Origin of the sequence: Bradyrhizobium sp. AUGA SZCCT0160, from assembly GCF_018130105.1 — a bacterium.
Classification (GTDB): domain Bacteria; phylum Pseudomonadota; class Alphaproteobacteria; order Rhizobiales; family Xanthobacteraceae; genus Bradyrhizobium.
Genome location: NZ_JAFCMD010000027.1, coordinates 75,910 through 100,952, shown reverse-complemented (window position 1 = coordinate 100,952; position 25,043 = coordinate 75,910). Strand labels below are relative to the sequence as shown.

The following is a 25,043-nucleotide window of genomic DNA, read 5'->3' as shown; positions in this document are numbered from 1 at the left end:
ATGTGCAGCATTCTTATGCACAATCGCACATGAGACCGCGGGTGCAGCGCGCATCCGGCATTCCCTGCGCCCTCTGACTTCGAGGGCGGAAAGAGTTCCTGCAAACCTCGGGCGATCAGCGTCGCGAGCTGTTGACGCGCGTCGGCTTTGCTTTGACATTGATTTGGGAAGTGCGCAGAGATGGGGCTGACCCCAGGCCCGCCAGACCGAAAGCCCCATGACGCCTCCTGCTACCGCTTTGCCCGTTGAATTGCCGCCGGCGTTTCTCGGCGTGTCGCAATCGGCGACGGGAAAATTGTGGCGCGACCGGCTCGATGCGAGGGGGGCGGCGAGGGCGCTGGCGATCGTGCAGCGCTACCAGCTGCCGGAGATGCTGGCGAGGGTGATCGCCGGCCGCGATGTCGAAATCGACGCCGTCGCGGATTTCCTCGACCCCACCATCCGCAAATTGATGCCGGATCCCCACACCGTCACGCAGATGGAAACCGCGGCCAAGCGTATCGCGGACGCGGCCACGCGCGGCGAGAAGGTTGCGATCTTCGGCGATTACGACGTCGACGGCGCGACCTCCGCGGCACTGCTGACCTGGCATTTGCGCCATTGCGGGCTCGATCCCTTGATCCATATTCCCGACCGCATTTTTGAAGGCTACGGGCCCAATGTGGAGGCCGTGCGCGCGCTTTCGGGCAAGGGCGCGACATTGCTGGTGACGGTCGACTGCGGCACCACCAGCATCGAGCCACTGGCGGAAGCGCGAAAGCTCGGGATGTCCGTCGTCGTCATCGATCACCATCAGACCGGCGACGACTTGCCGGAGGTCGACGCGCTGGTGAACCCGAACCGTGCCGATGATCTCTCGGGCCTCGGTTATCTCGCCGCCGTCGGACTCGTGCTGGTGACGCTGGTTGCTGTTAACAGGGAACTGCGCGGCCGTGGCTTCTGGAACAGCGAACGGCCGGAACCAGATCTGCTGGGCATGCTGCATCACGTGGCGCTCGGCACCGTGGCCGATGTCGCGCCGCTGACCGGGCTCAACCGTGCGTTCGTCGCCAAGGGCCTGATCGCGATGCGCCGCCGCGACCATGTCGGGCATACCGCGCTGATGGACGTGTCGCGGCTCAACGGACCGCCCGAGGCCTGGCATCTCGGCTTCATGCTGGGGCCGCGCATCAATGCCGGCGGCCGCATCGGCCGGGCTGATTTAGGCGTGCGGCTGCTGCTGGAAGGCGATATCTCCGAGGCCGCGCGGATCGCCGCCGAACTGGATCGGCTGAACTCCGAGCGCCGCATCATCGAGCAAGCGGCGGAAGCGCAGGCCGAAGCCGAGGCGCTGGCTTCGCTCGGGCTCGAGGACAAGGGGTCGGTCATCGTCACGGCCTCCGAAGGCTGGCATCCCGGCGTCGTCGGCCTCGTCGCCTCGCGGCTGAAGGAGAAATTCGCGCGGCCGGCGTTTGCAATCGCGCTGGAGCCGGGCGGCATCGGCACCGGTTCGGGCCGCTCGATTTCGGGCGTCGACCTCGGCAAGGCGGTGCGGCAGGCGGTGAAGGAAAAACTGCTGATGAAAGGCGGTGGCCACGCCATGGCCGCGGGCGTGACGCTGCGCAAGGAAAAGCTCGCGGAGTTTCGCGCCTATATGGAAAGCGCGCTCGCCGAAGACGTCGCCAGCTCCCGTCACGAAAACGAGCTGTTCATCGACGGCGCGGTGAGCGCCCGCAGCGTGACACCGGAGTTCGCAGGCATCCTGAACCGCGCCGGGCCGTTCGGCGCCGGCAATCCGGAGCCTGTGATCGCGCTGCCGGCGCATCAGCTGGTCTATGCCGACGAAGTCGGGCAAGCGCATCTGCGCGTGCGCTTCAAGTCCGGCGACGGCGTCATCGTCAACGGCATCGCGTTCCGGTCCGTCGGGCAAAAGCTCGGCCACGCACTGACGCAAAACCGCGGCCAGCCCCTGCATGTCGCAGGATCGCTCGCGGTCGATCGCTATCAGGGCACCGAGCGCGTGCAATTGCGCGTGATCGACGTTGCCGTGCCGGATCAGGGACCGGCCGTGATCAGGTAAGTTCATCCACCAGACGACAAAACCAACAACCAAAAATGGGAGCAGACATGGCAGGACAGGTTCAGGGAAAAGTCGCGCTCGTGACCGGCGGCGCATCCGGTATTGGCGCGGCATGCGCCGAATTGCTGGCGCGTGAAGGCGCGTCGGTAGTGGTCACCGATGTCGATGAACTGAAGGGGCCGGAGGTTGTCGCGGGTATCAAGAAAGCCGGCAACGAGGCTGTCTTCCTGCATCAGGACGTCACCAGCGAAGCGCGCTGGATCGACGTCGTGGCCGAGGTGATGAAGCGCTATGGCCGGCTCGACGTGCTGGTTTCCAACGCCGGCATCGGCATCGCGGTGCCGTCTATTACCGAGATGTCGCTGGAAGACTGGCGGCGGCAGACCGCGATCAATCTCGACGGCGTGTTCCTGTCGGTGAAGCACTGCCTGCCGGCGATGCGCAAGACCGGCGGCGGCTCCGTGATCATGATGTCGTCGCTCGCAGGCATTCGCGGCGCGGCCAGCCTGTCCGGTTATTGCGCGACCAAGGGCGGCGTCCGGCTGTTTGCGAAAGCGATCGCGATGGAATGCGCGACGTTCGGCGACGGCATTCGCGTCAACTCGGTACATCCCGGGATCATCGACACGCCGATCTGGGGCAAGATCCCGACCGAGGCGGCGGGGCGCGGCCAGAACGCGCCGATCGATCCCGAGGAGCGTGCGAAATTCGCAACGCCGCTGGCCCGCGCCGGCCATGCCATGGACATCGCGAAAGGCGTTTTGTATCTCGCCTCCGATGCGTCGAGCTACGTGACCGGGACGGAGCTCGTGATCGACGGTGGCATGAACGCAGGCGGGGTCGCGCGGCCGGGGGCGTGACTATGTTTGTCCGTCATTCCGGGATGGTCCGAAGGACCAGACCTCAGGTGCGCAATTGCGCACCGGGGAAGCTCGAGATTCTCAGGTGCGCAATTGCGCACCGTAGTTCACGCTTCGCGTGCCCCGGAATGACCGGACTAACCGCCTTGCCGCAGCCGCGCCAGCACCTTGAGCCCGCCATAGCCGTCGGCGGGCAGCAGGCCCATCTTGGTCTGGTAATCCCGGACCGCCTTCATGGTGTCATTGCCGACGCGGCCGTCGGTGCCGCCGGTGTCGAAGCCGGCTTTTGTCAGCCGCGTCTGCATCTCCTGCACCTCGGCCAGCGTCAGCGCGCGCTCCGAGCCCGGGAAGGGATGAATGAACGGCGGCGCGCCGAGAATGCGGTCGCCGAGATGGCAGATCGCGAGCGCATAATTCATCGACGGATTGTAGCTGCGCACCGCGTAGAAATTCGGCCCCAGCAGGAACGCGGGTCCGCCGGCGACCGGCACCCACAATTGCGCGGACGCATTCGGTTGCGGGAAAGGCTTGCCGTCGGCGCGGGTGACGCCGGCGCTGGCCCACGCCGCATAGGTGCGGTTGCCGCTGCCGGACGCGCCGCCGGCGCGGACCTCGTAACCCCAATGTTCGCCGCGGTGATACTTGCCGCGATTGACCAGATAGCGCGCGCTGGAGCCGAGGGCGTCGTCCGGCTTGCCGAATGGCGAGACGCGGCCGTCCTTGTCGTAGTCCATGCCGACATTGAGCCAGACTTCCGGCATCCACTGGGTATGTCCCATCGCGCCGGCCCACGATCCCCGCATTTCCTCCGGCGTGCCCCAGCCGCGGTTGACGATCTTCAGCGCGTTGATCAGTTCGGTTTCCCAATAGGCGCGGCGGCGCGGCTCGTTCCAGGCCAGCGCTGCGAGCGAGGGAAAGATCGGGCGCATATGGTTCTGCTGCACCAAGGGATCGCCATAGGCAGACTCAACGCCCCACAGCGCCAGCAATGTGCCGCGCTCGACGCCAAAGTCCTGCTCGATCCGCGTGAACAGCGCCTCGTTCTTCCGCAGCGCTTCCTTGCCCGCCGTGATGCGCCAGTCCGAGGCGCGGCGATTGACGTATTGCCAGATCTGCTCGTGGAATTCCGGCTGTTTCTGCATCTGCCGGAACACGGACATGTCGGGCTCGATGCGGTCCATCACGCGGCTCCAGGTCGCGTCCGATATGCCTTTTGCCAGCGCGCGAGCGCGAAAATTATCGCGCCACGCGCCGAAGCCGGGCGGCGCCGCGGCCAACGCGGCAAGCGGATTGGCGAGCACGGCTGCGGTGCCGATACCGGCTTGCAGCAGGGCGCGGCGGGTCGGCGATCTCAGAGAATCGAACGGTTCCATGGCGGTATTGTACGGGGCAGGGCGCGCTCACCAAAGCGCATTTGCGCGGCGCCGTCGTCGCAGCCGGAACGTGGAACTCCGGAAGGTAGAACAGTCGCCCTAGGCCTGCTGAAACTCCGCAGCGATCCGTGCGAGCCAGCGCCGGACCGTCGCCCGCGCGGTGGCCGAAAGCCCGGCCGCCAGGCGACGTTCCACCGCCTGGACGTGACGGCGGCATTTGTCGAGCAGCACAGTGCCGCGCCGGGTCAGTGTCCATTGCAGCACCCGCCCGTGGATCGGGTGCGGGGTCTTCCGGATCGCGCCGTCGCGTTCCAGATTGCGGATGATGACGCCGACGGTTTGCGGGGTCAGCAGGGCGACCCGCGCCAGATCGGCGCCCGACAGGCCTGGATAGGCCCGCAGCATCGTCAGCACCACGAATTGCGGCGTGGTGACGCCGAGTTCGGCGAGCGCCCGCTCCAGCGTCAGCCGGGTCGCGGCCTGGGCCTGCCGCAGCAAATAAGCGAGGTGGCCTTGCTCGCCGCGCTTGCCTTCACCCGGAGGCGGCGGGCGGATCATCGCGAGCACGGGATCGGCAGCGGATTTTTTCGGGCGCTGGCGAGGGTTCTTGCGAGAGGATTTCCGGCGCAAAGAATTTTTTGCCGCGACGGATTTTCTGGATTTTTTCGACGCCGTTTCTTGTGGCCGGCGCAGTTTGGATTTTACCGAAGGTCTGATCTTGCGCGCCATATAAGGGCTCTTATAATAAATCAGTACACTGATAACAGAAGGCAATGAACATGTCATATGCCCGCAAGGAATATAAGGATTTCATGGCGCTGGCGCCCGAGGCCTACGAAGTCGTGCTGGCGCTCGGCAAGGTCGCGGCCGCGGCGGGCATCGACAAGCAACTGCTCGAACTGATCAAGCTGCGCGCCTCGCAGATCAACGGCTGTGCGTTTTGCGTGCAATATCACATCCTGCAAAGCGAGAGCCTCGGCATCTCCGCCGACAAGCTCAACCTGGTCGTGGTCTGGCGCGAGACGCCGCAATTCTCAGCCCGCGAACGCGCGGCCTTGGCGTGGACGGAAGCGTTGACGTTGCTCAGCGGCGGCGTCAGCGACGAGGTCTATGCGCAGGCGAGCGCCGAATTCTCGGAAAAGGAACTGGCCTATCTCACCTCGGCGATAGCCTCGATCAACGTCTGGAACAGGTTCGGCGCCGCCTTCCGCTGGACCCCGCCGGCGCGGCAAAAGCCGGTCGGGGCTGCCGCGTCCTAGTTGTCGCCCTCGCTACCTTCCTGCGAGTCGGGCCGGATCACGTCTTGCGGCTGGGCGTGGGCGACAGCGGCCGGCGCGACAGGGTCGGTGCCGAGCTCGCGCCCGCGGCCGCGCAGCAGGCGCTCATAGGCCGAGATCAGCGTGGTGTAGGGATTGACCCAGATCCAGCCGTCCCGCGTGAACACCTGCACGTCGAAATGCAGATGCAGCGAGGTGCCATTGGGAAAGTCGAGATAGTTCGAGGCGACGCCGATTTTTTCGCCCTCGGCGACCTGGCGGCCATTGAGGATGCCGTCCGCGTCCAGGCTGGACGGATTCATGTGCATGTAGCGAAAGCGGATATGTTCGTTGCGTGTGTTGACCTGCAGCGTCGCCGCCTGCTGCTTCAGCGAACGGATCAGGACGCCGTCGCGAACCGCGACGACCGCCTGCTGCTTCGGATCGCAACTGCCCGGGCTTTCGCTGTTCTGCGCCATGCACGCACCCGGACGGATGTCCTGCCCCTGATGGCCGAAACCGGCGGCGCATTGGCCAACCTCGAAACTGCGCGCCTCGCAGAAATTGTCCTGCCAGGGATATCCGCGTTCGTCGGGTTTGCGTTTGCCGAAGGCTTGCGAGCGGGCGAAGGCGGGCGCCTTTTCCAGCGGAAACCGGATCTGAGAATAGCTGGTGAGATCGGGACGGCCGCCGCGCTTGCGCGCGCCGCTGTTGGCGACGATGTCGCCGCTTGGGCGATAGGTGAAGTCGGGGGAGGGTACGATCGGCCGCTCGGCAATCTCGGACGAAATATCCCGGCGCGGCCGCGACGGCTGGCCGCCGGTGATGCGCAGCGCCTTGAGGAATCGTTCCGCGACCGGATAGGCCTCCCGGCAGGCCAGCCGCCGCGGGCGCGGCGTCGAGTCGAGGCACTGGATCGACACCACATAGGGCACGCCGAAGCGCGTGAAGGCGTAGCGCACATAGCCTTCGCGGATGAAGCGCCGCAGGTCCGGGAATTGCGGCGCCAGCGCCTTGACCGGCTCGCCCTTGCCGGCGAGCGGATCGGCGAGGTCGTAGGTCAGGATCGAGCCCGTGATCTGCACCTCGACGGGCTTGGCGTAAGTCCGCTGCGGCATGCCGTCGCCCGCGCCCGGCTCGAACGAAAACATCGCGTCGTAGCCGGCGGCGCCGGCGTGGAACAGATCGGCGGGGCGGAAGTCGGCTTGATAGCGCGATACCGACAGGGTGTCGGGGACGCCGTTCTGGCGGCCATCGAGATAGCTTGCGGTGTCGAACGGCAGCAGCACCGGAACAGGACTGCGTCCGATCCCCGGGAAGACCGGCGAGGTGATCGCGTTCAGTTGCACCAGCGCCGGCATCGAGCGGGGGTCCCAGCGGGGCGCCCGCCGCTGGCTGGCAAAGGTGAAGGCGGACGCAACCGCAGGCTCGGTATTGATCTCGGAACGGAACTGATCCAGCACCGCACGCCATTCGACGCGGACGGCCGAGATCGAAGGGGTCCGGAACTCGTCGGCGAAAGCGCCGACGGCGGGAAGCAAATAGAAGGCGGCCAGCCAACGGGACAGCAAGCGGACAGCCTTCGTACCCAATGCATCGCCCCCTGGCGCATGCCCCGTTGTCTAACTCTGGCGCCTAGTCCTTGGCGCGCTCGACGTAGGAGCCGTCCTCGGTCATGACCACGATCCGCGTTCCCGTTCCGACGTGCGGCGGCACGTTGGTGCGTACGCCGTTGGACAGGATAGCAGGTTTGTAGGACGACGACGCGGTCTGGCCCTTGGTGACCGGCTCGGTTTCGACAACTTCCAGCGTCGCGCGCTGCGGCATCTGGATCGCCACCGGAACCATGTCGTGCAGCGAGAGCTTCACCGACATGTTCTCCTGCAGATAGGGCGCCGCCGAGCCGATGATTTCCTTGGACACCTGGACCTGGTCGTAGGTCTCACCGTTCATGAAATGAAAACCGTCGGCGTCCTCATAGAGGTAGTTGAAGTTGTGATCTTCGATCGTCGCCTTCTCGACCTGGTCGGTGGTCTTGTAGCGTTCCGAAATCTTCACACCGTCGCCGATCCGGCGCATTTCGATCTGACTGACCGGAGTTCCCTTGCCGGGATGGATGTTTTCGGCGGTCAGAACCACATAAAGCTTGCCGTCTTGCTCGATGACGTTGCCCTTGCGAATTGAACTGGCGATGACTTTCAAAGCGGTTTTCCTGAATTTCTGGCCTCCGACCCGTCAGGACAATTGTGTCCCGCGGCCAATGAGGCGGTTTCGGGCTGCAACATACTGATTTGCCCTCCAGATACCAGCCTTTTGCGGCCCGTTCCGGCAGGTTGCCGTGGGTCCCGATCGCGGGCCTGCTTCCTGGTTATTTCCGCTTGGGGCGAGGGGACGTGAAGGCCTGGGCGTTGTGCGCGGCAAAGGCGGCGGGCACCGTAAATGTCCCCGTTTTCAGGTCATAGGCGCACCACCAGTCCTCGATATAAGGCAGCGGCTTGTCTTCGCCCTGGGCGTCGAACGAGAGGCTGATCACGACGTAGCGGCTATCGGGCCAATGCAGGCCCAACTCAGCGTAATTGTCGTCCAATCCTTTGACGAGGGCGGCAAAGACGTGACTGAGCGAATCGCGGTCCTTGGCGTCGCGACGCAGCTTTTTGGCTGCCGGCGAGCCCCAGAAATAATCCCAGGCCATCTCGCTCAGCGGCTTCGGCGTGGCGGAGGAAAATTGAAATCCGTTCCGCCGGTACAGGAACAGCGTCTGGAAACCGGCACCGGTTTTCTGCATGCGCACCAGCCACCGGCTGTTCGGAGTAAAGCGAAAGCCTGCGGGATAGCCTGCGAGATCGATGCCTTCGCCGGCATTCAGCAGCGAGGGGTGTCGACGCCCCACGTCGAAGGTCCAGAACTGGAACAGAAAATCTTCATCGCCCTTGTCAGCGGCATATTGCTCAACCCGAATTTGCCCGTCGGGTGCGGTGAACATGTCATCCGCCTCCGTCTTCAGTTTGAACTCAGGCCCGGGGCCGGTCGCGCTGGCGTGGCGAGGACGAACAACATCATACCTGCCTGTAGAAACCCCGTTCGTCGTAACCAGCCGCCAAACATCGTACGTTCCGTTCCATTTTGCTGCCCATTGGACTCGCCAATGGCCGCGAGGTTCAGGGCGCAACTTGAAGTTCGCGGCGCCGATCGCGCGAATGGACAAGACGTGCGTCTTTCGACATGACAGACGGACCGGAAGCGGGGTATCCGCGGTGTTCCCGGCACGGCTGCTTTGCCGCAGAGAAAGTTAAATAATGTCAACGGTATACGGCGATATCGTGAACGTTTTCATCGGTTCGTGCGCCGCTTCGGCTGGTTGCTGATGTCCGGGATCGACCAGCCATCGCCATGGTGGTCGCCGGCGCGGCACGCCGACCGGAAGCCGTTCCTGATGGCGCGGGCCGCGATCACGAAGGGCTTGCGAGCCTGGTTCGACGAGCAGGGATTCGCGGAGGCCGAGACGGGCATCCTGCAGGTCTCGCCGGGCAATGAGACACACCTGCATGCGCCCCGGACCGAACTGACCGGTGGAGACGGAACCCGCGCGCCGCGCTATTTGCGGACGTCACCGGAGTTCGCGGCCAAGAAACTGCTCGCGGCGGGCGAAGACAAGATATTCGAGTTTGCACGCGTGTTCCGTGACCGCGAGCGCGGCGATCTTCATTTGCCTGAATTCACCATGCTGGAATGGTACCGCGCCAACGCGGCTTATGACGCCATTATGGCCGACACGATTGTGGTCATCGCCCATGCAGCGCAGGCGACGGGCATCGGGCAATTCTCGTTTCGCGGCCGCATCTCCGATCCCTTCGCCGAGCCTGAATTGCTGACGGTCGCGACCGCGTTCGAGCGGTTCGCCGGGATCGACTTACTGGCGACGGTCGCGGATGGCGAAGGGGATCGCAGGGCGCTCGCCGAGGCGTCAAAATCGCGGGTGCGGGTTGCGGACGACGACACCTGGTCCGATATCTTCAGCAAGGTGCTGGTCGAGCATATCGAGCCGCATCTCGGGCAGGGGCGCTTGACGGTCTTGTTTGAGTATCCGGTGCCGGAGGCTGCGCTGGCGCGGGCGAAAGCGTCTGATCCGCGTGTGGCCGAGCGGTTTGAGATCTACGCTTGCGGCGTCGAGCTCGCCAACGGGTTTGGCGAATTGACCGATGCCGCCGAACAGCGTCGTCGTTTCACGCAGGCGATGGACGAGAAGGCGCGGCGTTACGGTGAGCGCTATCCGCTCGACGAGGATTTTCTGCAGGCGGTCGCCGTGATGCCGCAAGCCAGCGGTGTCGCGCTCGGTTTTGACCGGCTGGTGATGCTGGCAAGCGGTGCGCTCAGGGTGGATCAGGTGGTATGGACACCACCGGCGGGAGAAGCATGAACAGGATCGATCCGAAATTGGCGGCGACGTTGCGACAACCGGCGGAACTCGTCGATTGCGATCTTGCGCTTGCGGCGGAACTGGCCGATCTCGAACGGGTTGCGGCGCGCTACGCGATTGCGGTGACGCCCGATATCGCTGCGCTGATCGACACCGACGATCCAAACGACCCGATCGCACGGCAGTTCATCCCAAGCACGCTGGAACTGGTGCAGGAGCCCGGCGAGCGCGCCGATCCGATCGGCGATGACGCCCATTCACCGGTCGCCGGCATCGTTCATCGCTATCCGGATCGCGTGCTGTTCAAGCTGGTTCATGTCTGCGCAGTGTATTGCCGCTTCTGTTTTCGCCGCGAGATGGTGGGACCCGGCAAGGCAACGGCGCTGTCGGACAACGCCTATCGCGACGCGCTCGACTATATCCGGATGCATCCCGAGATCTGGGAAGTCATCCTGACCGGCGGCGATCCCCTGATGCTGTCGCCGCGACGGATGGCCGAGATCATGGCCGACATCGCCGCCATCGATCACGTCAAGATCGTCCGCCTCCACACCCGCGTGCCGGTCGTGGCTCCCGCGCGCATCAGTGACGAGATGGTTGCGGCATTGAGGGTTGGCGGTGCCACCACCTGGGTCGCGGTTCACGCCAACCATCCGCGTGAGTTGACGGCAGAGGCCCGCGCCGCTTGCGCCCGGCTCGTCGATGCCGGCATCCCCCTGGTGAGCCAGTCGGTGCTGCTGCGCGGCGTCAATGACGATGCGGCGACGCTGGAAGCCCTGATGCGGTCCTTCGTCGAATGCCGGATCAAGCCATATTACCTGCACCATGGCGATCTCGCGCCGGGAACCTCGCATCTGCGCACCACGATCGAGCGCGGACAGGAACTGATGCGCGGCTTGCGCGGACGCGTTTCCGGGCTGTGTCAGCCCGAATTCGTGCTCGATATTCCCGGCGGCCACGGCAAGGCGCCGATCGGCCCGCATTATTTGTCGCATCCAAATTCCCGGGAACGTGAACTATCCTCGGAAACGCGTTATCGTGTCGTCGATTATTGCGGTGACGTTCACCTCTATCCGCCGAAGCCGTGAACCGGCGATGACGGGCGGGGATGAGGGAGGGCAGAAGCCGCCGGAAGACGAGAGCAACCGCGCGATCGAAAACGCGATAATGCTGGCTTTCTTCGCGGTGCTGGTGGCAGCCGGTATATGGTTGCTCAGCACCATGGCCGATGTACGAAAGGCGCAGGATTGCGCGGCCCAGGGGCGTCGCAATTGTGGAACGATCGATGTTCCGGCGCGATAAATCAGAAATGAGAACGGGAGAACCGAAATGCGAAAAATAATCCTGTCAGTGGCGCTTCTGGTTCTGACCGGTAGTCCGGACGTATTCGCGCAGGGATCGACGGTGCCGAAAAATTCAGACAAAGTGATCCAAGCGCCGATCGGTCATCGCCAGCCACGCGCCGCCGACGTTCCCGAACCGAAGAACATGAACGATCCGAACGATCCCCTGAGCAAGGAAAATGCTTTGCTGGATCGCAAGATCAAGAGCATCTGCCGCGGCTGCTAAGGCAGGGCCCTCGCCCATCACGGTACATCGACTTGACGGGCCAGAATCTGCTTCAACTGTTTGAGCAGACTCTGGCCGTAACGTTTTGTTCGAGCGCAATTTCTTAGGCGGACCGTTCGTTGAATGGCCGGCGCGCCAAGCTTCGTCTTGCCTCGACGGCGTCGGCCAGCACGTTGAGCGCCTGCACGGTGGTTTCCCAGTCGATGCAGCCGTCCGTGATGCTCTGACCATAGGTGAGCGGCTTGCCCGGCACGACATCCTGGCGGCCCGCGACGAGATTGCTCTCCATCATCACGCCGGTGATGCGCGCTTCGCCAGCGGATATCTGCCTGGCGATATCGGCCGCGACCAGCGGCTGGTTCTCGGGCTTCTTGCTGCTGTTGGCGTGGCTGGTGTCGATCATGATCCGCGGTGTCACGCCGGAACGGGTGAGTTCGGCTGATGCGGCATCGACGCTGTCAGCGTCATAGTTCGGCTTGCTGCCGCCGCGCAGGATGATGTGGCAGTCATCGTTGCCAGTCGTAGCGGCGATCGCCGAGCGTCCGCCCTTGGTGACCGCCATGAAATGATGGGGATGCGACGCCGACTTCACGGCCTCGGCCGCGATCCGCACATTGCCGTCGGTTCCGTTCTTGAAGCCGACCACGCAGGAAAGTCCGGACGCGAGCTCGCGATGGATTTGGCTTTCCGTGGTTCGCGCGCCGATCGCCGCCCACGCCACCAGGTCGGCGATGTATTGCGGCGTCGTCATGTCGAGGAATTCGGTGCCGGCCGGCAGACCAAGGTTGTTCACTGCCGAAAGCACGTTGCGGGCAAGACGCAGGCCCCTGTTGATGTCGAAGCTGCCGTCGAGGCCGGGATCGTTGATCAATCCTTTCCAGCCGACCGTCGTGCGCGGCTTCTCGAAATAGACGCGCATCACGATCTCGAGGCGGTCGGCCAGCCGCTCGCGCAGGGCGACGAGGCGTTCGGCGTATTCCACGGCCGCAGCGGGATCGTGCACCGAGCAGGGGCCGACGACAACCAGAAGCCGGTCATCGGTTCCGTTCAGGATGGCGTGGATGGCGTTGCGCGCCGCCATCACGATGCGCGTGGCGGTCAAAGTGCGCGGTATCTCGCGCATGACCTCTTGCGGCGTCGTCAGCTCTTTCAGTTCGCTTATTCGAAGATCGTCGGTGGTGCTCAACACGGCTCTGGCTCCTGTTTTGAAGAACCTGCCGGCCAATAAAAAAGCCGCCAGGATTTGGCGGCTGTTCGGACTTTTTGCTGCAATTATTTAGATTGCGCGTGATCCTCCCACCGCCAGCGAGCTGTCGAAGCTAAAATACCAATAGTTGCTGGCGGCGATCATGATCATGGTCGGCTCTATAGCTCACGCATCGGGACTTGTCATCCCCTATTCGGCGGGGGAGTTGGCTCGCGCAGCGCCAGCCCGTGTCAGGCCTTGCGCGCGGCGAGCGCCATGCCGACCAGCGACGCGCCGCCAAGCACCAGGTTGATCCCGACCAGGAGACCGATCGCCCATTCCGCTGAACCCGGAAGGCCGGCAATGATCAGGAACGAGATCAGGAGGTCCATCACTCCGGAGACCAGCAGCCAGGACCAGCGCCCGGACAATTCGCGACGGTGCTCCAGCGCGTACATGATGGTGGTGACGCCTTCGATCAGAAAGTAGGCGCCGAGGACGATGGTCAGCGTCAGCACGCCCTGCATCGGCCGCGCCAACAGCACGAGGCCGGCGAGCACGGCAAGTGCCGCCGAAAACAGCGACCACCAGAAGCCCGGCATCTGCCGCGCCCAGTAGGTGACGACCAGCCCGGCGATGCCGCTGATCAGGAACATCCAGCCCAAGAAGATTGCAACCGCGAGGCTTGCCAGCGGCGGCACGATCATCGCGGCCAGGCCGAGCACCGCCAGCAGAATGCCTTCAAACAGGAAGGCTTTCCAATGCGTCTTCACGGCAGCGTTCATCTCGGACTGCAATTTGGCGATGTCTTTGGGCAGCCTATCTTGGGGAAGGGTCATCACAGCTCTCCCGCTACGCGCGGGCTGATACTAGAGCGTTTTGCAGCGAACAGGAATGGTTGGCGCAAGGAATTGGACGGGAGGAGAACGCGTCCAATTTTAGCTGACGCGCTAACCAGCCTCGTTCGCCGACGAAAAGCCCTCCGACGTCGTGCGCATCCGGTTGCGGCCAAAAACGTAGACAGCCGTGGTTGCGACCAGCAGGGCGAGGCCGAGCAGGATCGATGTGAAACCGATCGGGATCAGAACCAGCGAGGCGTTGCGTTCCGGGTTGACGAACCAGTGGTGCAGCGAGGTCAGCAGGAACGACACGCCCGCAAAGCCGGCACCGCCGCCCACGACCAGCAGCGCCCACATTCGCCGCAACTGGCTCAGCCGCTCGCGCGCGATCTCGGTGCGCGGCGCGTGATGGCGGCCGACGCGCCGCACCAGCCGCGCCGCAAATCCGATCGAGCTGAAGCCGATGATCAGGCTGGCCGTTCCCAGCATCATCCGCGTGGTGGAGCCGAGATCGGGATGCTTTTGCAGAATCAGCAGCGGAAAATCGAACGCCGCATGCAGCGCGACCGGCGCAAGCAGGGCCAGCGTCCAGCTCGAGATGCGGGCGAGATCGCGATTGTGCCGGTTGGCACCGAGTGCGGTGCCGGCACGTGCGATGGCGATATAGGCGCCGGCGATAATGCCGAGCGCACCGTGGAACGGCACGGTGAGGACGCTGCGCAATGCCGCCAGCGATCGCCACATGTCGGCGTGCTGCACCAGGTAAGCGAGATTTTCGTAGGCTGCGAATCCGAGGCCCGCGGCCGCGCCGTACACGACAGTGTCCATCGGATCGGCAAAGGTGCGGCGCTTCCACGACACTCCGATGATCACGAGCACCTTGACGATCTCCTCGGGCGCGGCAACGCCGAACACCGAGCGGAGCCCCTGGGTCATCCAGGGATTTCCGGGGACCGCGAGAATCGCTGCGAACGGCGCCCGAGCGATTCCCAGTAGCGAAATGCTGGCCGCGCCCAGCACGAACGCGATCCACACCTGCGCCGGCGGGCCGGGGCGCTCGTCAGCGGCGATGACCAGCCACAGCAAAAGCAACGCGGGCGCGATCGCGGCGACGCCGATGACAGTCGGGAGGGATTGCAGCAGGAGCATTTGGGGACTTTGTTCGGATGGATCGAAAATGGCCGTAAATTCAGCGCTTTGCAAGGAAAGCAAACGCGACTTGTTGTCGCCAAAAGGCGAGGGGTACGGGCCGGCTAACCCGAGCGTTTGGAGGTGGGTTTCCCAGCAATTCGGGAGCGGGCAAGGGCGTTGAGCAGGGGAGCTTCGAGCTTGACTCTTTCCTCCTGACTGTGACCGCCGCGCCACAGCATTAGCTGCCTAATTCGTCTACAACCATTGGCAGCAATTATCGCCCAAGGGGAATCACCATGAAGAAATTTGCACTGGGAATGCTTGCAGCTGTCGCAATGACCGGATCAGCTGTCGCGGCTGACATGGCTCCCCGTTACGCCAAGGCGCCGCCTCCGGCTCCGGTCGTGGTGTACAACTGGACCGGCTGCTACATCGGCGGCAACATCGGCGGCGGTTGGGCACGGACCTCGCAGGAACGCACCGAAATCATCGGCGTCGGACTGGTTGTTCCGCCGACCAATTACGGTTCAAGCGATGGTAGCGATTTCGTCGGCGGCGCGCAGATCGGCTGCGACTACCAGTTTGCCGGCAATTGGGTGCTCGGTATCCAGGGCATGTACAACTATGCGCGCATCGACAGCTCGCATTTCCTGACGGCCTTCCCGACCTTCCGGTCGGATATCGAAACCAAGGACATCTTCACGGTAACCGGCCGACTGGGTTACCTGTTCACGCCCCAGTTGCTTGGCTACATCAAGGGCGGTGGCGCCTGGACCCGGTCTGACTATGTGATCTTCCAGCCGGGTGGCGTGCTGGTCTCCGAACAAGCGTTTGGCGTCAACCGCAGCGGCTGGACCGTCGGCGGCGGCCTCGAATGGATGTTCGCTCCGGGCTGGTCGGTATTCGGCGAATACAACTACATGGACTTCGGTCACAGGGACGTTGCGTTTACGACGCCCGTCATCGGGGCATTTCCGGACCGTGTGCGCACGAAGCTGGAAGTTTCCACGGCACTGGTTGGCGTGAACTACAAGTTCAACTGGGGTGGCCCGGTCGTCGCCCGGTACTGAGCTTTCAAGGACTGAGCCTGGTACCAGGTACTGAGTTCTTCCCGAGACTAATTAAAAGCCCCGGCATCGTCCGGGGCTTTTTTTGTTCGGGCAAACGCGCGGAGATCACCGTTGGGCAGTCGGCTTGGCGCGTAGCCAGGCCGATTTCAGGCTGCAGGCGCAGGCAGCGTACCCGCTTAGCCCGCCAGGAGGCGCCGGCAGGCGTCGACAAACACCGCGGCGCCGGTGACGATGTCGGCATCATCAGTGTTCTCGGTCCAGTGATGGCTGATGCCGCCGATCGAGGGTACGAACAGCATGCCTGACGGCATGATGGTCGAGAGAATCTGTGCGTCGTGACCGGCGGCGCTGGGCATGCGGATCGACCTGCCGCCGGCAAGCGCCTTGCTCGCAGCTTCGATCGCTTGCTGGAACGAGGCGTCCATCATCGCGGGCGCGCCGGTGCGAATGCGCTCCACCGCAACCGTGCAGGGGCCGCGCGCGCTGACGTCGGCGGCCATGCCTCGCAGCAAATCCTCCAGGCGATCGATCACAGCGGGATCGTCGTCGCGAATCTGGAACAGCATTTCCGCAGATCCCGGGATGATGCTCGGGGCACCCGGATCGAGCCTGATCGAGCCGGTGGTCCAGACCGTGCGCGACCCGCAGGCTTTCGGAAACCGTTCGTCGATATCGACGCAGAATTTCGCCAGCGCGAGGCCAGCGTCCTTGCGCACGGCCATCCGCGTCGTGCCGGCGTGGTTTTGCTCGCCGGTGAAGGTGATCCGATATTGCCAGATACCGACGATGGAGGTGACGACACCGATGCTAAGCGCGTTGCCCTCGAGGGTCTGACCCTGTTCGATATGCGCCTCGAGATATCCGATGTGGCGCCCGCGTTCGGCCGTGGCGCGCGGACGGCCGGCGAGGCCGACTTCGCGCAGCGCTTCGCGCATGCTGCGATCGCTGTTGCGGTCGCGTGCGGCGTCGACGTCAGCCTCGGTGAGAGCACCGACATAGGAACGGCTGCCGAGGAAACTGCCGAAATGGCCTTCCTCATCGCACCAGGATGCGACCTCGACGGCGCCCTTGATATCAGGGTCGGAATTGATGACGCGGGCGGCTTCAAGCGCATAGACGACACCCAGCGGACCATCGAGCCAGCCCGCGTAATTCTGGCTTTCGAGATGCGAGCCCGCCAACAGCTTCGGCCCCGGTTTCGTGCTGGTGCCCAGCACATTGCCGATGCCGTCGATCTCGGCGGCAAGGCCCGCCTCGGGAAGCCGCTGCACCAGCCATTCCAGCGAGCGCATATGCGGCTCCGAGAAGGTCGGCTTGTGGACACCGGTCTTGTAGGTGCCGATGCCACGCAGCGCATGAAGGTCTGCGAGGACGCGGGCGCCGTCGAAGGGCAGGGTCTTGTCGGGCATGGCTGGTGCCTCTCCTTGATTGGCCGTCAGGGGCCGGTCGGCTTGCGATAGACATCCTTGGTCGCGAGCCGTCCATCGCGAAACGTATAACACTCGACGCCGCGTTGTTCGCGCTGCTCGCCGGTGGCGCGCACGGTTTCGCTGACACGGAACGTCATGAAGGTCATATCACCGGCGTGATGATAGGCCACGTCATGGAAGCGTTGCGCCGAGAACAGGGCCTTTTGCTCGGCGAGATGTTCGGCAATGGCGGCGGCGCCGGCGAGGGATTTGGTCACCGCCAGACCGTCGTGAAAGGTCCAGAGAAAGTCAGGCGTCACTACGGAATAGAGCGCAACCATGTCGCCCTTGAACAGGGCGCGCGCGAAGCCTTTGAACAGCTCATCGCGTTCGGTGGAGGAGGGCGCCATGATTTTATTCACGCTCCAACAATCCCTGGCTGAGAATGTGTACCGACTGACAAACTTTTTTCGATCGCGTGCGGCAGCAGAGCGAACCGGTGCGCACGAGTCAAATCTCTAATATGTTGAGGTGGTTGTAACGCACCTGACGCGGCGGATTGGTCCCACACGCGAGACATCGTTCAGAAGAATGTTTGCGTCGATCTCTTGACGGATTTTAAATCTTCTGCGCATACCAACGCCCCTTCGCCGGAATCCGCCGGCGCTCTAAAGGACCGAAGCCATGTTGAGCCTGCGCTCACATATCGTCGCGAAAGCCGCCGCCGCGCTGCCGTTTATTCGGCCGTGCGATTGGTCGCGCATGTGCGTGGCGAAGCAAGGTCCGAGCTATCTGGCGCCCGAAAATCTCGGGACCACCAGGACGCCAAGAGCGTAAACCGGCAGCGGGAATCTACCCTCTGCCTCAAGGCAGAGAGCGAAGATGACCCGCGACAGCACCACAGGACTCGAGGACCGTGACCGCCAGAGGATTTTGTCCTCGCCGGTGGCGCATGCCTTCGTGCGCATAGTGACGCAGCGCCGGGGCATTTCCGAGGCCGAGGCCGAGCAAGTCTATCTCGATTACATCAACCGAGCGCAGCCGGCGGACAACTGCCGGGGTCGTGAGGACGCTTGATCATTTGAAGCGATTTCGAATTCAGGATGGCCGTCCCTGCAAGGACATAAGATGGCCCGCTGATCCGGTACTGGTCCCCTTTGGTGGGGCGGCAAACGGTGGTTTCAGGCAGCGAAGCAGTTTCCATTGGCCGGGGTCGTCCGGCCGTTTGTAAGTTTTCAGGCTGGCGTAGCTCAGATGGAGAGCAGCGGTTTTGTAAACCGAAGCGCGGAGACTCGAGCCCTCCCGTCAGCACCAATGGTTGGGTGTGATTTTCAATACGTAACGCGAGCGTGGCGAAAGACGCACCGCACTCAGACTGCGACGGGCTTGCCGTGGGGGTTCAATTCCCTCCGCTCGCACCATCACGCTCCCGTAGCCAAGCGGTAAGGCATCGGTTTTACGCACCGACATACGCTCGTTCGATCCGAGCGGGGGCACCAATCATGCGCTTTTAGCTCAGTGGCAGAGCACCGCCGCGACATGGCGGTTGTCCGCGGTTCGATTCCGTGAAGGCGCACCAATTCACGCTCTTGTAGCACAATGGCAGTGCGACCGCTCGATAAGCGGTTGATGCAGGTTCGATTCCTGACTGGAGCACCACCGAAGGGAGGCCGACATGACCGTCGCTTTCACGACCTTGATGGAACGCAGCGATGCCATCAAGGCACTTGCGAAACCGGCGCGGCTCGCCACCGCAAGCCATCGAGGCGATGGATCCGGAGCGTTAAACCTGACTGGAGATGGAGCGGCCTTTTAAGCCGTGCGCAAGTGGTTCGAAACCACCCGGATCCTCCAATCAAGGACCAGTGCCCCAGCGGCCAAGGGAGCGGATTCTTAATCCGTCGACGCAAGTCACCGTCGGTTCGAGTCCGACCTGGTCCTCCATTTCGAAACAGACTCTGGCCGAGCTCAGATAACTTTGCGGCCGTGGTGGAACGGTAGACACCCGCGCTTGAGGGGCGCGCGCCATGTGCATCCGAGTTCGAGTCTCGGCGGCCGCACCATGTTGCAGACCTAGATTGCGCTCAATTTGCGCTCAAACTGCTCCTGGACCCAGCTGGTGACGGGGCTCGACTGTCGATCGAGTTGCGGCGAGTTCGATTCTCGTCAGGGGCGCCACTGCGAATTCACATTGAAAGAATTCCGCCATCAGCATCAACGCGAGGAGGTTTTCATGTTCCAGAATTGCTCCGCGCTCGTGCTCAACGCGGATTTCCAGCCGCTCAGCTATTTCCCACTCAGCCTGTTCGGCTGGGAAGACGCCATCAAGGCGGTCGTCAAGGGATCTCACGTCGTCGTCGCTGAATACGACGAGGTCGCCCGGAGCCCGTCGATCCAGATGAAGTTGCCATCGGTGATCGCGCTGCGCTGTTATGTGCGGCCGCCGAACCGGGTCGCCTTCAGCCGGTTCAACGTGTTCCTTCGGGATCACTTCGTGTGCCAGTATTGCAGCGTTCCGCACCGCCCGAACGATCTTACCTTCGACCATGTCCTGCCGCGCGCCGCCGGAGGCATGACGTCCTGGGAGAACATCGCAACGGCATGCAGCCCCTGCAATATGCGGAAAGACACACGGCTGGAGAAGCCCCGCCGGAAGCCGTTCGAGCCCACGGTGCATCAGCTGATGGCGGCGCAGCGCCATTTCCCGCCGAACTTCCTGCACGAGACCTGGCGCGACTTCCTGTACTGGGATGTCGAACTCGAGAAGTAAGCCGCCGGCCACGGCCGGCGGTTTCGGTTCTGCGGCAGGCTTTCAAAACATTTCGGGTAACGCCAAGTCTGGTGACTGAGCGGGCCTGTAAAGCCTGCGCCTTTGCGCACGCGCGGTTCAATTCCGCGGTTCCCCACCATCGTTCGGCAGATGCCCAACAGCCGTCCAAACCCGCGGACCTGGTATATTGGGAGTGCCATGCGCTGCCCGCGCATTGATAGCGGTTCGATCCCGCTGGTCCGCGCCATCTTGCGAAACTGCGCGCGTCGCGCAATTCGCCGTCCAGAAAGCTAATCCAGTGAAAGCATCGGCTTGAAACGCCGGGGAGGTCAGGGCGGCACTGACTCTGGACACCATCACGGGGGTGCACAAGGTGCATTTGATCCTTGCAAGATCGAAGCGGCCGGGGCGGTACCGGCACTCTCCACCATCTCATTCCCGTCGAGCCATCTCGGTGAGGGCACCCGGCTGTTAACCGGGGTAGCGCGGTTCGAAACCGTGGTCGGGAGCCAATTCCGCTTGTCAGCCGATTACCATCAACGACCTGTAGCTCAGTTGGATTCAGAGCGCCGTGCTACGAACGCGGAGGGCGGGGGTTCGAGTCCCTCCAGGTCGGCCAAAATTGACAGTCTGTAGGGGAGCCTGGTCGTCCCTACCTGCCTTGGAAGCAGGGGATCGCTGGTTCGAATCCAGCCAGACTGACCACAATCGATTCAAAGACAAAGCGGGACGCTCGCGCCTCGCCAGCCTTTGCCTCTTGGCTCGGTCGGTAGAGCGCCCGGTTCTGATCCGGGATATCAGCGGTTCAATCCGCGAGAGGCTGCCCATGCGGGCTTGGGTCATAGGCTGATCACCTGGTTTCCAGCCAGGCAAAGTCGGTTCGAGTCCGGCAGCCCGCGCCAATCACAAGTCAGCTACCTTCCTGGCTGCCGCGAGGCTGTCCTTGATACTATTCGAGTTGAGGATCCCATCTTCGAATGCGATTCGCGCTGCGGTGAGCCTTCGGTTCAGTTGCAGCTTGGGTCCGGCTCCAAATAGCCGGTCGATCTCCGAGGTTATCTCAAGCATTTGCGCGGCGGCTTCATGGGCGACACCAAGCTCATCAAGCCGTGCAGCGACCGACATTTCCCGTTGCGTTAGCGGCCGTTTCTTTGCCGATTTCGGTTTCCACTTTTTCGCGATCGCCCTTTTGGTCTTCTTCGCTTTCTTTATCACCGTAGCCGCTCCCTTCGTCTGGCGGTCCAGGATAACACTCTTTCACGGTGAAGATCACCGGTTCGAATCCGGTAGGGAGCGCCATTGCGGGCGCGTCGCCACGTTGGCCTAAGGCGCCGGATTTTGATTCCGGTGACCGCTGGTTCGAATCCAGCCCCGCTCACCAAATCCATCGCTCGGCCTCTCGGGAGGGTTTGCTGCTCATAACGGCGAACAGGACGGTTCGAAACCGTTACGAGCGACCATTGCCTTCCGACCTCGTCTATCAGCTAGGACGCTTGCTTGTGGAGCAGGAAAACACGGGGCAGCACCGTGGGTCGGGACCACTTCAGGGAGTGAAGCTCAAGTGGACGAGCGCTGGTCTCCAAAACCAGAGGTTCCAGGTTCGAGGCCTGGTTCTCCCGCCATTTTCTCCGCGGCAGTGAGGAATGATTGCCGTGCCCGGAAATGAATTGCTTTGCGCGCGGTGGGCGCCCACGGCTTCCTGTGATTTCACTGGCCGAAAACCGGGATGGCGCTCCCTAGCGGAATCGAACCGCTCTCTCCACCGTGAAAGGGTGGCGTCCTAACCGATAGACGAAGGGAGCAAAAACAACCGGAAATCAGTGCGTTACAGCATGATGCGCCGTGTTGGTCGCCGATAATCGGGTTGGATTAGGCCGGCGACCGGCGAACGTATAGTGGCGTTTTGCCGGGCGGGCAAGCGGCCTGAAACCGCCTTTTCCGGGCGCTTGCGGCCCGCGCCGGCAAGGGTGCACCGGCCAAAAAACCCGATGTTTTGCAACGGATTTTAAAGCCGCCTGGAGTAGGGCTGGTGGCAGGGGAACTTCTGACATGGCCTTGGGCACCAAAAAGCGCGAGTCGCGCAAATCGCTGCATCAATCCGGGTGGATCACGCTGGACGGCGGTTTTGCGGCACGGCCCTGCGTGGTGCAGGATATGTCCACGACGGGTGCCAAGGTTACGATCGACGATCCCAACACGCTGCCCGCCAAATTGAAGCTGGCGTTTTCGCGCGACGCCCGCACGGGCCGAAACTGCGAAGTGGTCTGGCGCCGCGGCAAGTCGGTCGGCATCAAGTTCGTCCGCTAGCGCCCCGCGGCGCAGGACGATAAAAGGCGGGATGCGAAACTTCCTTCTTGCGATCCCGGTTCTGGTACTGACTGGCGTGGCGGCGTTGGCCGCCGAGCCATCGGGACATCAGAAGTCCGACAGGACGGCCCCTTCGGGCAAGCTGCTTCCGCTGAAGGGAGCGACATCAGGCAATCCATGCGCGGCATACGGGGCGGGATTCGTCAGGGTCGAGGGCACCGAGACCTGCGCGAAGATCGGCGGTGCCGTCAGTATCGGCGTCGGCACATCGGCCCGGTCGCGCTGAGCGTCACGTCATCGGCGGCGCGATGAACTGGATAAATCCGGGGCGCTCCGAGATCTGCGCGAACCAGCGCTCGAGGTTCGGAAGTTTCGGCTTGGTGACGCCCTCGACGCCGAACCAGCGCCGCGCGAAAGCGCCGAGCGCGATATCGGCGATCGTGAACTGATCGCCTTCGATATAGCGGCGCGTTGCCACTTGTGCGTCGACGATCCGCCATTGCACGGCCTCGGCGTCGGCGTCCTTCTGGACCTGGACCATGTCGCGTTTTTCCGGCGCCGTGCGAACCAGCGCCCAGAACACCGGCCGGTCCACCGGTTGCAGGGTCGACAGCGTCCAGTCCAGCCAGCGGTCGACGGCCGCGCGTGCCTGCGGACTATGCGGATAGATCGGCGAATTCTGGCCGTAGGCGAGGCAGAGATAGCGCATCACCGAATTGGATTCCCACAAGACGAAGTCGCCGTCGATCAGCGTCGGCACCCGGCCATTGGGATTCATCGCAAGGTAGGGCGCTTCATTGTTCTTGCCGAACTGCATGCCGGCATCGATGCGTTCATAGCCGAGATCGAGCTCGCGCAGGCACCACAGCACTTTCTGAACGTTGACCGAATTGGCCCGGCCCCAGATGGTGAGTTGTTGTTTGTTGTCAGCCACGTGTTTTGCTCCCGGTGGTTTTCTTGCGGTGATCTTCTTGCAACCGGTTCATAGCGGAAGATCAGCAAAAAAGCGCGGGCCGCCTTGGATCAAACAAAACCTGGACCAAAAAAAACAGGCTCCGCCGCGTCGCGACGGAGCCTGATTTCACGTACGTTTGCCGTCAGCGGCCGAAGAACAACCACAACAGAAGGATTATCGGTATCGGTACGCCCAACAGCCACAACAAAATTCCTCGTCCCATCCTCGTATCCTCCAAATATCAATCGAGGAGAGAACGTGCGGGCGCGTGTCTTGTTCCTTCGCGCGGACCGAAACTGCGCATGCGGTGCCGCGTTATGATGGTGGAATGTCGGAGAGTGACTGTCCGATTCGAAACAGCGAATAGCCGTCTCGATCGATGGCTTCGCGCACCTCGGCGTTGACGTCGCCTGCTTCGCGGCTGCGCGTCAACGTCCAGTCGTCTTCCGAGGTTTCTGAGGGAAACGGCACGTCCGCTTTCGTCACCAGCCGGTAGCTGGGATGGCGGACGTGCACAAAGAAATTGTACCGTAACGTTTTCAAGCGAAGTGGATTCCGGTTCGCGTCAAGAGAGCCAGAGCCCGTTCTGATTCATTCAAGAACCGAACAGGCTCAACGCCTACCAGTGGCCGGTGTTCGGCATCGAGGTCCACGGCTCGGCCGGCGGCTTCGGGTCACCCTTCTGCAAGAGCTCGATCGAATGCAGATCCGGCGAGCGGACGAACGCCATGTTGCCGTCGCGCGGCGGGCGATTGATGGTGATGCCCATCTTCATCAGCCGATCGCAGGTGGCGTAGATGTCGTCGACCTCATAGGCGAGGTGACCGAAATAGCGGTCTTCGCCGTATTTCTCTTCGTCCCAATTGTAGGTCAGTTCGACCAGCGGCGCGCCGCGGGTGGCCGGCGAGGCCTTGAGCAGGCCTTCGTCTTCGGCGGCGCACAGGAACACCAGCGTGAAGCGGCCCTTGTCGTTGTCGATCCGGCGCACTTCCTTCAGCCCCAGCGCATCAGAATAGAATTTCATCGCGGCATCGAGATTGCGGACGCGCAGCATGGTGTGGAGAAAACGCATGTTTCTTGGCTCCCTTTGCGAGGCTTGGTTTTTGGTTCGGGGCTTGAATAGCAGCAAAATCCCCCACGGGGCAGGGGGCAAGATGCCATTCAGGCGCCACCCCGGGCCCTTTACATAGCGGTGTGGCTGGGAAAGTGATGGCAGTATGAAATACCTGCTTAGCGCTCTTCTCATCTCCGGCACGGCTCATGCAGCCGACCAACTTCCCAACAGCATGCTCGGGAAGTGGGCCTCTGACGCTGCTGCGTGCGGACAGCAGTCCAGCGAACTCGGGATGACGGTCGAACCCCGGACAGTGCTGTTTTACGAGCATGGCTTTCAGATCAAGCACATTACCCGGCTAAAGGATGGCTCACTAAAGGGAACAGGGTATGGTTTTGCAGACGATGGTCGGTCCAACGGTTCAATCACGCTTAAGCTGATTGATCCCAACAAGCTTCAGACCAAGGGAGATGTCTATCATCGGTGCGAAAAGCGAAATGGAGGCGCACGATGAGTGAAGCCGAAGTGAGCGGCCTTGCTGCGACCTTCCTCAACTATCACCGTTGCGGGAAGGATAAGCGCGCCGGGCGGGCCAAGCACGAGTGCCGGCGCGTCTGAACTGTGGGTAATTCGACCGTGGGCTGGACAGGCAAGCCCGTCCGCACATTATGCGTCGCGAGACGGAATCTCTGGAGGGCCTAGGGGGACAGTCTCGCTGAAGGCCACGCGGCGTAACGCCCGCGTGGCCTTTTGTTTTCCAATTATTTACGATTGCTCGTCCGCAAAAT

At 62.8% G+C, this 25,043-nt stretch carries 28 protein-coding genes and 17 tRNA genes; 30 read left to right on the top strand and 15 right to left on the bottom strand.

The window, feature by feature from the left end:
* The first annotated feature begins 217 nt into the window (after positions 1-217).
* Together recJ and JQ558_RS32390 are read left to right on the top strand one after the other, a co-directional pair.
* Positions 218-2,059 (top strand): single-stranded-DNA-specific exonuclease RecJ, encoded by a 1,842-nt coding sequence (gene recJ, locus JQ558_RS32395; protein ID WP_212296303.1) that lies wholly within the window; start codon positions 218-220, stop codon positions 2,057-2,059.
* Between the two features lie 47 nt (positions 2,060-2,106).
* Positions 2,107-2,919: a glucose 1-dehydrogenase gene (locus tag JQ558_RS32390; protein ID WP_212209410.1), complete on the top strand. Its 813-nt coding sequence runs from the start codon at positions 2,107-2,109 to the stop codon at positions 2,917-2,919.
* Positions 2,920-3,056: 137 nt separating this feature from the next.
* Here the strand turns inward: JQ558_RS32390 and JQ558_RS32385 are convergent, their stop codons facing one another.
* Positions 3,057-4,292 carry a lytic murein transglycosylase gene (locus tag JQ558_RS32385; RefSeq protein WP_212296302.1) on the bottom strand — a complete coding sequence of 412 codons (1,236 nt, stop codon included), beginning with the start codon at positions 4,290-4,292 and terminating at the stop codon, positions 3,057-3,059.
* A 99-nt stretch (positions 4,293-4,391) separates the two neighbouring features.
* Complete coding sequence (locus JQ558_RS32380; RefSeq protein WP_212296306.1) at positions 4,392-4,850, bottom strand: MarR family transcriptional regulator; 459 nt, start codon at positions 4,848-4,850, stop codon at positions 4,392-4,394.
* Between the two features lie 221 nt (positions 4,851-5,071).
* Here JQ558_RS32380 and JQ558_RS32375 point away from each other — a divergent pair, with 221 nt between their 5' ends.
* Entirely contained in the window at positions 5,072-5,551 is a 480-nt protein-coding gene (locus JQ558_RS32375) for a carboxymuconolactone decarboxylase family protein (protein WP_212296301.1), read from the top strand.
* Here the strand turns inward: JQ558_RS32375 and JQ558_RS32370 are convergent.
* From JQ558_RS32370 to JQ558_RS32360, 3 genes are all read right to left on the bottom strand, one after another.
* Positions 5,548-7,119 (bottom strand): M23 family peptidase, encoded by a 1,572-nt coding sequence (locus tag JQ558_RS32370; RefSeq protein ID WP_249142736.1) that lies wholly within the window; start codon positions 7,117-7,119, stop codon positions 5,548-5,550. The two genes, JQ558_RS32375 and JQ558_RS32370, sit on opposite strands and share 4 nt — an antisense overlap.
* A 64-nt stretch (positions 7,120-7,183) precedes the next feature.
* Positions 7,184-7,750: an elongation factor P gene (gene efp / locus JQ558_RS32365; RefSeq protein ID WP_192735762.1), complete on the bottom strand. Its 567-nt coding sequence runs from the start codon at positions 7,748-7,750 to the stop codon at positions 7,184-7,186.
* A gap of 166 nt (positions 7,751-7,916) precedes the next feature.
* Positions 7,917-8,753 carry a hypothetical protein gene (locus JQ558_RS32360; protein WP_212296299.1) on the bottom strand — a complete coding sequence of 279 codons (837 nt, stop codon included), beginning with the start codon at positions 8,751-8,753 and terminating at the stop codon, positions 7,917-7,919.
* A 159-nt stretch (positions 8,754-8,912) separates the two neighbouring features.
* Here JQ558_RS32360 and epmA point away from each other — a divergent pair, with 159 nt between their 5' ends.
* From epmA to JQ558_RS32340, 4 genes are read left to right on the top strand one after another with little or no spacing between them, the layout of a single operon-like run.
* Positions 8,913-9,965, top strand: a complete 1,053-nt coding sequence (epmA, locus tag JQ558_RS32355) for an EF-P lysine aminoacylase EpmA (protein WP_212296298.1) — start codon at positions 8,913-8,915, stop codon at positions 9,963-9,965.
* On the top strand, positions 9,962-11,053 hold the full coding sequence (locus tag JQ558_RS32350) for a lysine-2,3-aminomutase-like protein (protein WP_212296297.1): 1,092 nt from the start codon (positions 9,962-9,964) through the stop codon (positions 11,051-11,053). Before epmA ends, JQ558_RS32350 begins: the two co-directional genes overlap by 4 nt.
* Positions 11,004-11,267, top strand: coding sequence for a hypothetical protein (locus JQ558_RS32345; RefSeq protein ID WP_212296307.1), 264 nt, complete (start codon positions 11,004-11,006; stop codon positions 11,265-11,267). Before JQ558_RS32350 ends, JQ558_RS32345 begins: the two co-directional genes overlap by 50 nt.
* A gap of 27 nt (positions 11,268-11,294) precedes the next feature.
* Complete coding sequence (locus JQ558_RS32340; RefSeq protein WP_212209417.1) at positions 11,295-11,534, top strand: hypothetical protein; 240 nt, start codon at positions 11,295-11,297, stop codon at positions 11,532-11,534.
* 103 nt (positions 11,535-11,637) lie between these two features.
* Here JQ558_RS32340 and JQ558_RS32335 read toward each other — a convergent pair whose 3' ends face one another.
* The 3 genes from JQ558_RS32335 to JQ558_RS32325 all read right to left on the bottom strand — a co-directional run bounded on the left by JQ558_RS32335 (position 11,638) and on the right by JQ558_RS32325 (position 14,708).
* The gene (locus JQ558_RS32335; protein WP_212296296.1) at positions 11,638-12,723 is read right to left on the bottom strand and encodes a 3-deoxy-7-phosphoheptulonate synthase; all 1,086 of its coding nucleotides are present in this window, start codon (positions 12,721-12,723) and stop codon (positions 11,638-11,640) included.
* Between the two features lie 248 nt (positions 12,724-12,971).
* Positions 12,972-13,559: an HdeD family acid-resistance protein gene (locus tag JQ558_RS32330; protein WP_212209419.1), complete on the bottom strand. Its 588-nt coding sequence runs from the start codon at positions 13,557-13,559 to the stop codon at positions 12,972-12,974.
* A 111-nt stretch (positions 13,560-13,670) separates the two neighbouring features.
* The gene (locus JQ558_RS32325) at positions 13,671-14,708 is read right to left on the bottom strand and encodes a PrsW family glutamic-type intramembrane protease (protein ID WP_212296295.1); all 1,038 of its coding nucleotides are present in this window, start codon (positions 14,706-14,708) and stop codon (positions 13,671-13,673) included.
* Between the two features lie 278 nt (positions 14,709-14,986).
* Between JQ558_RS32325 and JQ558_RS32320 the strand changes: the two genes are divergently transcribed.
* A complete protein-coding gene (locus tag JQ558_RS32320; protein WP_212296294.1) occupies positions 14,987-15,760 on the top strand; it encodes an outer membrane protein in 774 nt (257 codons plus the stop codon).
* Between the two features lie 176 nt (positions 15,761-15,936).
* On the opposite strand, the gene JQ558_RS32315 is transcribed toward JQ558_RS32320, so the two are convergent.
* Positions 15,937-17,169 (bottom strand): Zn-dependent hydrolase, encoded by a 1,233-nt coding sequence (locus JQ558_RS32315; RefSeq protein ID WP_212296293.1) that lies wholly within the window; start codon positions 17,167-17,169, stop codon positions 15,937-15,939.
* Between the two features lie 26 nt (positions 17,170-17,195).
* Positions 17,196-17,591 (bottom strand): nuclear transport factor 2 family protein, encoded by a 396-nt coding sequence (locus JQ558_RS32310; RefSeq protein ID WP_212209423.1) that lies wholly within the window; start codon positions 17,589-17,591, stop codon positions 17,196-17,198.
* A 460-nt stretch (positions 17,592-18,051) separates the two neighbouring features.
* Between JQ558_RS32310 and JQ558_RS32305 the strand changes: the two genes are divergently transcribed.
* From JQ558_RS32305 to JQ558_RS32230, 16 genes are all read left to right on the top strand, one after another.
* Complete coding sequence (locus JQ558_RS32305) at positions 18,052-18,246, top strand: hypothetical protein (RefSeq protein ID WP_212209424.1); 195 nt, start codon at positions 18,052-18,054, stop codon at positions 18,244-18,246.
* A 162-nt stretch (positions 18,247-18,408) separates the two neighbouring features.
* Positions 18,409-18,483, top strand: a tRNA-Thr gene (locus JQ558_RS32300).
* 29 nt (positions 18,484-18,512) lie between these two features.
* Positions 18,513-18,590 (top strand) — tRNA-Leu (locus tag JQ558_RS32295).
* 4 nt (positions 18,591-18,594) lie between these two features.
* Positions 18,595-18,668 (top strand) — tRNA-Val (locus JQ558_RS32290).
* Positions 18,669-18,673: 5 nt separating this feature from the next.
* Positions 18,674-18,748, top strand: a tRNA-Val gene (locus tag JQ558_RS32285).
* A gap of 6 nt (positions 18,749-18,754) precedes the next feature.
* Positions 18,755-18,828, top strand: a tRNA-Ile gene (locus tag JQ558_RS32280).
* A 16-nt stretch (positions 18,829-18,844) separates the two neighbouring features.
* The gene (locus JQ558_RS32275; protein ID WP_212296292.1) at positions 18,845-18,985 is read left to right on the top strand and encodes a hypothetical protein; all 141 of its coding nucleotides are present in this window, start codon (positions 18,845-18,847) and stop codon (positions 18,983-18,985) included.
* Positions 18,986-19,028: 43 nt separating this feature from the next.
* Positions 19,029-19,113, top strand: a tRNA-Lys gene (locus JQ558_RS32270).
* A gap of 36 nt (positions 19,114-19,149) precedes the next feature.
* A tRNA-Leu gene (locus JQ558_RS32265) sits at positions 19,150-19,232 on the top strand.
* A gap of 39 nt (positions 19,233-19,271) precedes the next feature.
* Positions 19,272-19,347, top strand: a tRNA-Asp gene (locus tag JQ558_RS32260).
* 55 nt (positions 19,348-19,402) lie between these two features.
* A complete protein-coding gene (locus JQ558_RS32255) occupies positions 19,403-19,939 on the top strand; it encodes an HNH endonuclease (RefSeq protein WP_212296291.1) in 537 nt (178 codons plus the stop codon).
* A gap of 54 nt (positions 19,940-19,993) precedes the next feature.
* Positions 19,994-20,078: transfer RNA gene (locus JQ558_RS32250), tRNA-Tyr, on the top strand.
* A gap of 297 nt (positions 20,079-20,375) precedes the next feature.
* Positions 20,376-20,451, top strand: a tRNA-Asn gene (locus JQ558_RS32245).
* Positions 20,452-20,479: 28 nt separating this feature from the next.
* Positions 20,480-20,558, top strand: a tRNA-Arg gene (locus JQ558_RS32240).
* Between the two features lie 7 nt (positions 20,559-20,565).
* Positions 20,566-20,644 (top strand) — tRNA-Pro (locus tag JQ558_RS32235).
* Positions 20,645-20,767: 123 nt separating this feature from the next.
* Positions 20,768-20,841: transfer RNA gene (locus JQ558_RS32230), tRNA-Gly, on the top strand.
* Between the two features lies 1 nt (position 20,842).
* Here JQ558_RS32230 and JQ558_RS32225 read toward each other — a convergent pair.
* Complete coding sequence (locus tag JQ558_RS32225; RefSeq protein WP_212296290.1) at positions 20,843-21,154, bottom strand: hypothetical protein; 312 nt, start codon at positions 21,152-21,154, stop codon at positions 20,843-20,845.
* 7 nt (positions 21,155-21,161) lie between these two features.
* Here JQ558_RS32225 and JQ558_RS32220 point away from each other — a divergent pair.
* The 3 genes from JQ558_RS32220 to JQ558_RS32210 all read left to right on the top strand — a co-directional run bounded on the left by JQ558_RS32220 (position 21,162) and on the right by JQ558_RS32210 (position 21,561).
* A tRNA-Glu gene (locus JQ558_RS32220) sits at positions 21,162-21,238 on the top strand.
* A 4-nt stretch (positions 21,239-21,242) separates the two neighbouring features.
* Positions 21,243-21,320: transfer RNA gene (locus JQ558_RS32215), tRNA-Gln, on the top strand.
* 165 nt (positions 21,321-21,485) lie between these two features.
* Positions 21,486-21,561, top strand: a tRNA-Trp gene (locus JQ558_RS32210).
* Between the two features lie 105 nt (positions 21,562-21,666).
* Here JQ558_RS32210 and JQ558_RS32205 read toward each other — a convergent pair.
* Positions 21,667-21,741: transfer RNA gene (locus JQ558_RS32205), tRNA-Glu, on the bottom strand.
* Between the two features lie 247 nt (positions 21,742-21,988).
* Here JQ558_RS32205 and JQ558_RS32200 point away from each other — a divergent pair.
* Positions 21,989-22,246 (top strand): PilZ domain-containing protein, encoded by a 258-nt coding sequence (locus JQ558_RS32200; protein ID WP_192735778.1) that lies wholly within the window; start codon positions 21,989-21,991, stop codon positions 22,244-22,246.
* A gap of 31 nt (positions 22,247-22,277) precedes the next feature.
* Positions 22,278-22,532: a porin gene (locus JQ558_RS32195; RefSeq protein ID WP_212273759.1), complete on the top strand. Its 255-nt coding sequence runs from the start codon at positions 22,278-22,280 to the stop codon at positions 22,530-22,532.
* Positions 22,533-22,535: 3 nt separating this feature from the next.
* On the opposite strand, the gene JQ558_RS32190 is transcribed toward JQ558_RS32195, so the two are convergent.
* The 3 genes from JQ558_RS32190 to JQ558_RS32180 form a co-directional block, all read right to left on the bottom strand.
* The gene (locus JQ558_RS32190) at positions 22,536-23,180 is read right to left on the bottom strand and encodes a glutathione S-transferase family protein (protein WP_212296289.1); all 645 of its coding nucleotides are present in this window, start codon (positions 23,178-23,180) and stop codon (positions 22,536-22,538) included.
* Positions 23,181-23,516: 336 nt separating this feature from the next.
* On the bottom strand, positions 23,517-23,744 hold the full coding sequence (locus tag JQ558_RS32185; RefSeq protein ID WP_212273761.1) for a hypothetical protein: 228 nt from the start codon (positions 23,742-23,744) through the stop codon (positions 23,517-23,519).
* A 76-nt stretch (positions 23,745-23,820) separates the two neighbouring features.
* Positions 23,821-24,273, bottom strand: a complete 453-nt coding sequence (locus JQ558_RS32180; protein ID WP_192735781.1) for a VOC family protein — start codon at positions 24,271-24,273, stop codon at positions 23,821-23,823.
* A gap of 145 nt (positions 24,274-24,418) precedes the next feature.
* Here JQ558_RS32180 and JQ558_RS32175 point away from each other — a divergent pair, with 145 nt between their 5' ends.
* Positions 24,419-24,769, top strand: a complete 351-nt coding sequence (locus tag JQ558_RS32175; RefSeq protein WP_212273762.1) for a hypothetical protein — start codon at positions 24,419-24,421, stop codon at positions 24,767-24,769.
* Positions 24,770-25,043 lie beyond the last annotated feature (274 nt).

What these genes read in the sequence shown, in the direction of transcription:
- JQ558_RS32385 (WP_212296302.1), bottom strand. Translation starts at nt 4,292, where the DNA reads ATGGAACCGTTCGATTCTCTGAGATCGCCGACCCGCCGCGCCCTGCTG.
- epmA (WP_212296298.1), top strand. Translation starts at nt 8,913, where the DNA reads ATGTCCGGGATCGACCAGCCATCGCCATGGTGGTCGCCGGCGCGGCAC.
- JQ558_RS32175 (WP_212273762.1), top strand. Translation starts at nt 24,419, where the DNA reads ATGAAATACCTGCTTAGCGCTCTTCTCATCTCCGGCACGGCTCATGCA.
- JQ558_RS32380 (WP_212296306.1), bottom strand. Translation starts at nt 4,850, where the DNA reads ATGATCCGCCCGCCGCCTCCGGGTGAAGGCAAGCGCGGCGAGCAAGGC.
- JQ558_RS32325 (WP_212296295.1), bottom strand. Translation starts at nt 14,708, where the DNA reads ATGCTCCTGCTGCAATCCCTCCCGACTGTCATCGGCGTCGCCGCGATC.
- recJ (WP_212296303.1), top strand. Translation starts at nt 218, where the DNA reads ATGACGCCTCCTGCTACCGCTTTGCCCGTTGAATTGCCGCCGGCGTTT.
- JQ558_RS32200 (WP_192735778.1), top strand. Translation starts at nt 21,989, where the DNA reads ATGGCCTTGGGCACCAAAAAGCGCGAGTCGCGCAAATCGCTGCATCAA.
- JQ558_RS32315 (WP_212296293.1), bottom strand. Translation starts at nt 17,169, where the DNA reads ATGCCCGACAAGACCCTGCCCTTCGACGGCGCCCGCGTCCTCGCAGAC.
- JQ558_RS32350 (WP_212296297.1), top strand. Translation starts at nt 9,962, where the DNA reads ATGAACAGGATCGATCCGAAATTGGCGGCGACGTTGCGACAACCGGCG.
- JQ558_RS32195 (WP_212273759.1), top strand. Translation starts at nt 22,278, where the DNA reads ATGCGAAACTTCCTTCTTGCGATCCCGGTTCTGGTACTGACTGGCGTG.
- JQ558_RS32180 (WP_192735781.1), bottom strand. Translation starts at nt 24,273, where the DNA reads ATGCGTTTTCTCCACACCATGCTGCGCGTCCGCAATCTCGATGCCGCG.
- JQ558_RS32320 (WP_212296294.1), top strand. Translation starts at nt 14,987, where the DNA reads ATGAAGAAATTTGCACTGGGAATGCTTGCAGCTGTCGCAATGACCGGA.
- JQ558_RS32375 (WP_212296301.1), top strand. Translation starts at nt 5,072, where the DNA reads ATGTCATATGCCCGCAAGGAATATAAGGATTTCATGGCGCTGGCGCCC.
- JQ558_RS32275 (WP_212296292.1), top strand. Translation starts at nt 18,845, where the DNA reads ATGACCGTCGCTTTCACGACCTTGATGGAACGCAGCGATGCCATCAAG.
- JQ558_RS32340 (WP_212209417.1), top strand. Translation starts at nt 11,295, where the DNA reads ATGCGAAAAATAATCCTGTCAGTGGCGCTTCTGGTTCTGACCGGTAGT.
- JQ558_RS32330 (WP_212209419.1), bottom strand. Translation starts at nt 13,559, where the DNA reads ATGACCCTTCCCCAAGATAGGCTGCCCAAAGACATCGCCAAATTGCAG.
- JQ558_RS32255 (WP_212296291.1), top strand. Translation starts at nt 19,403, where the DNA reads ATGTTCCAGAATTGCTCCGCGCTCGTGCTCAACGCGGATTTCCAGCCG.
- JQ558_RS32305 (WP_212209424.1), top strand. Translation starts at nt 18,052, where the DNA reads ATGACCCGCGACAGCACCACAGGACTCGAGGACCGTGACCGCCAGAGG.
- JQ558_RS32390 (WP_212209410.1), top strand. Translation starts at nt 2,107, where the DNA reads ATGGCAGGACAGGTTCAGGGAAAAGTCGCGCTCGTGACCGGCGGCGCA.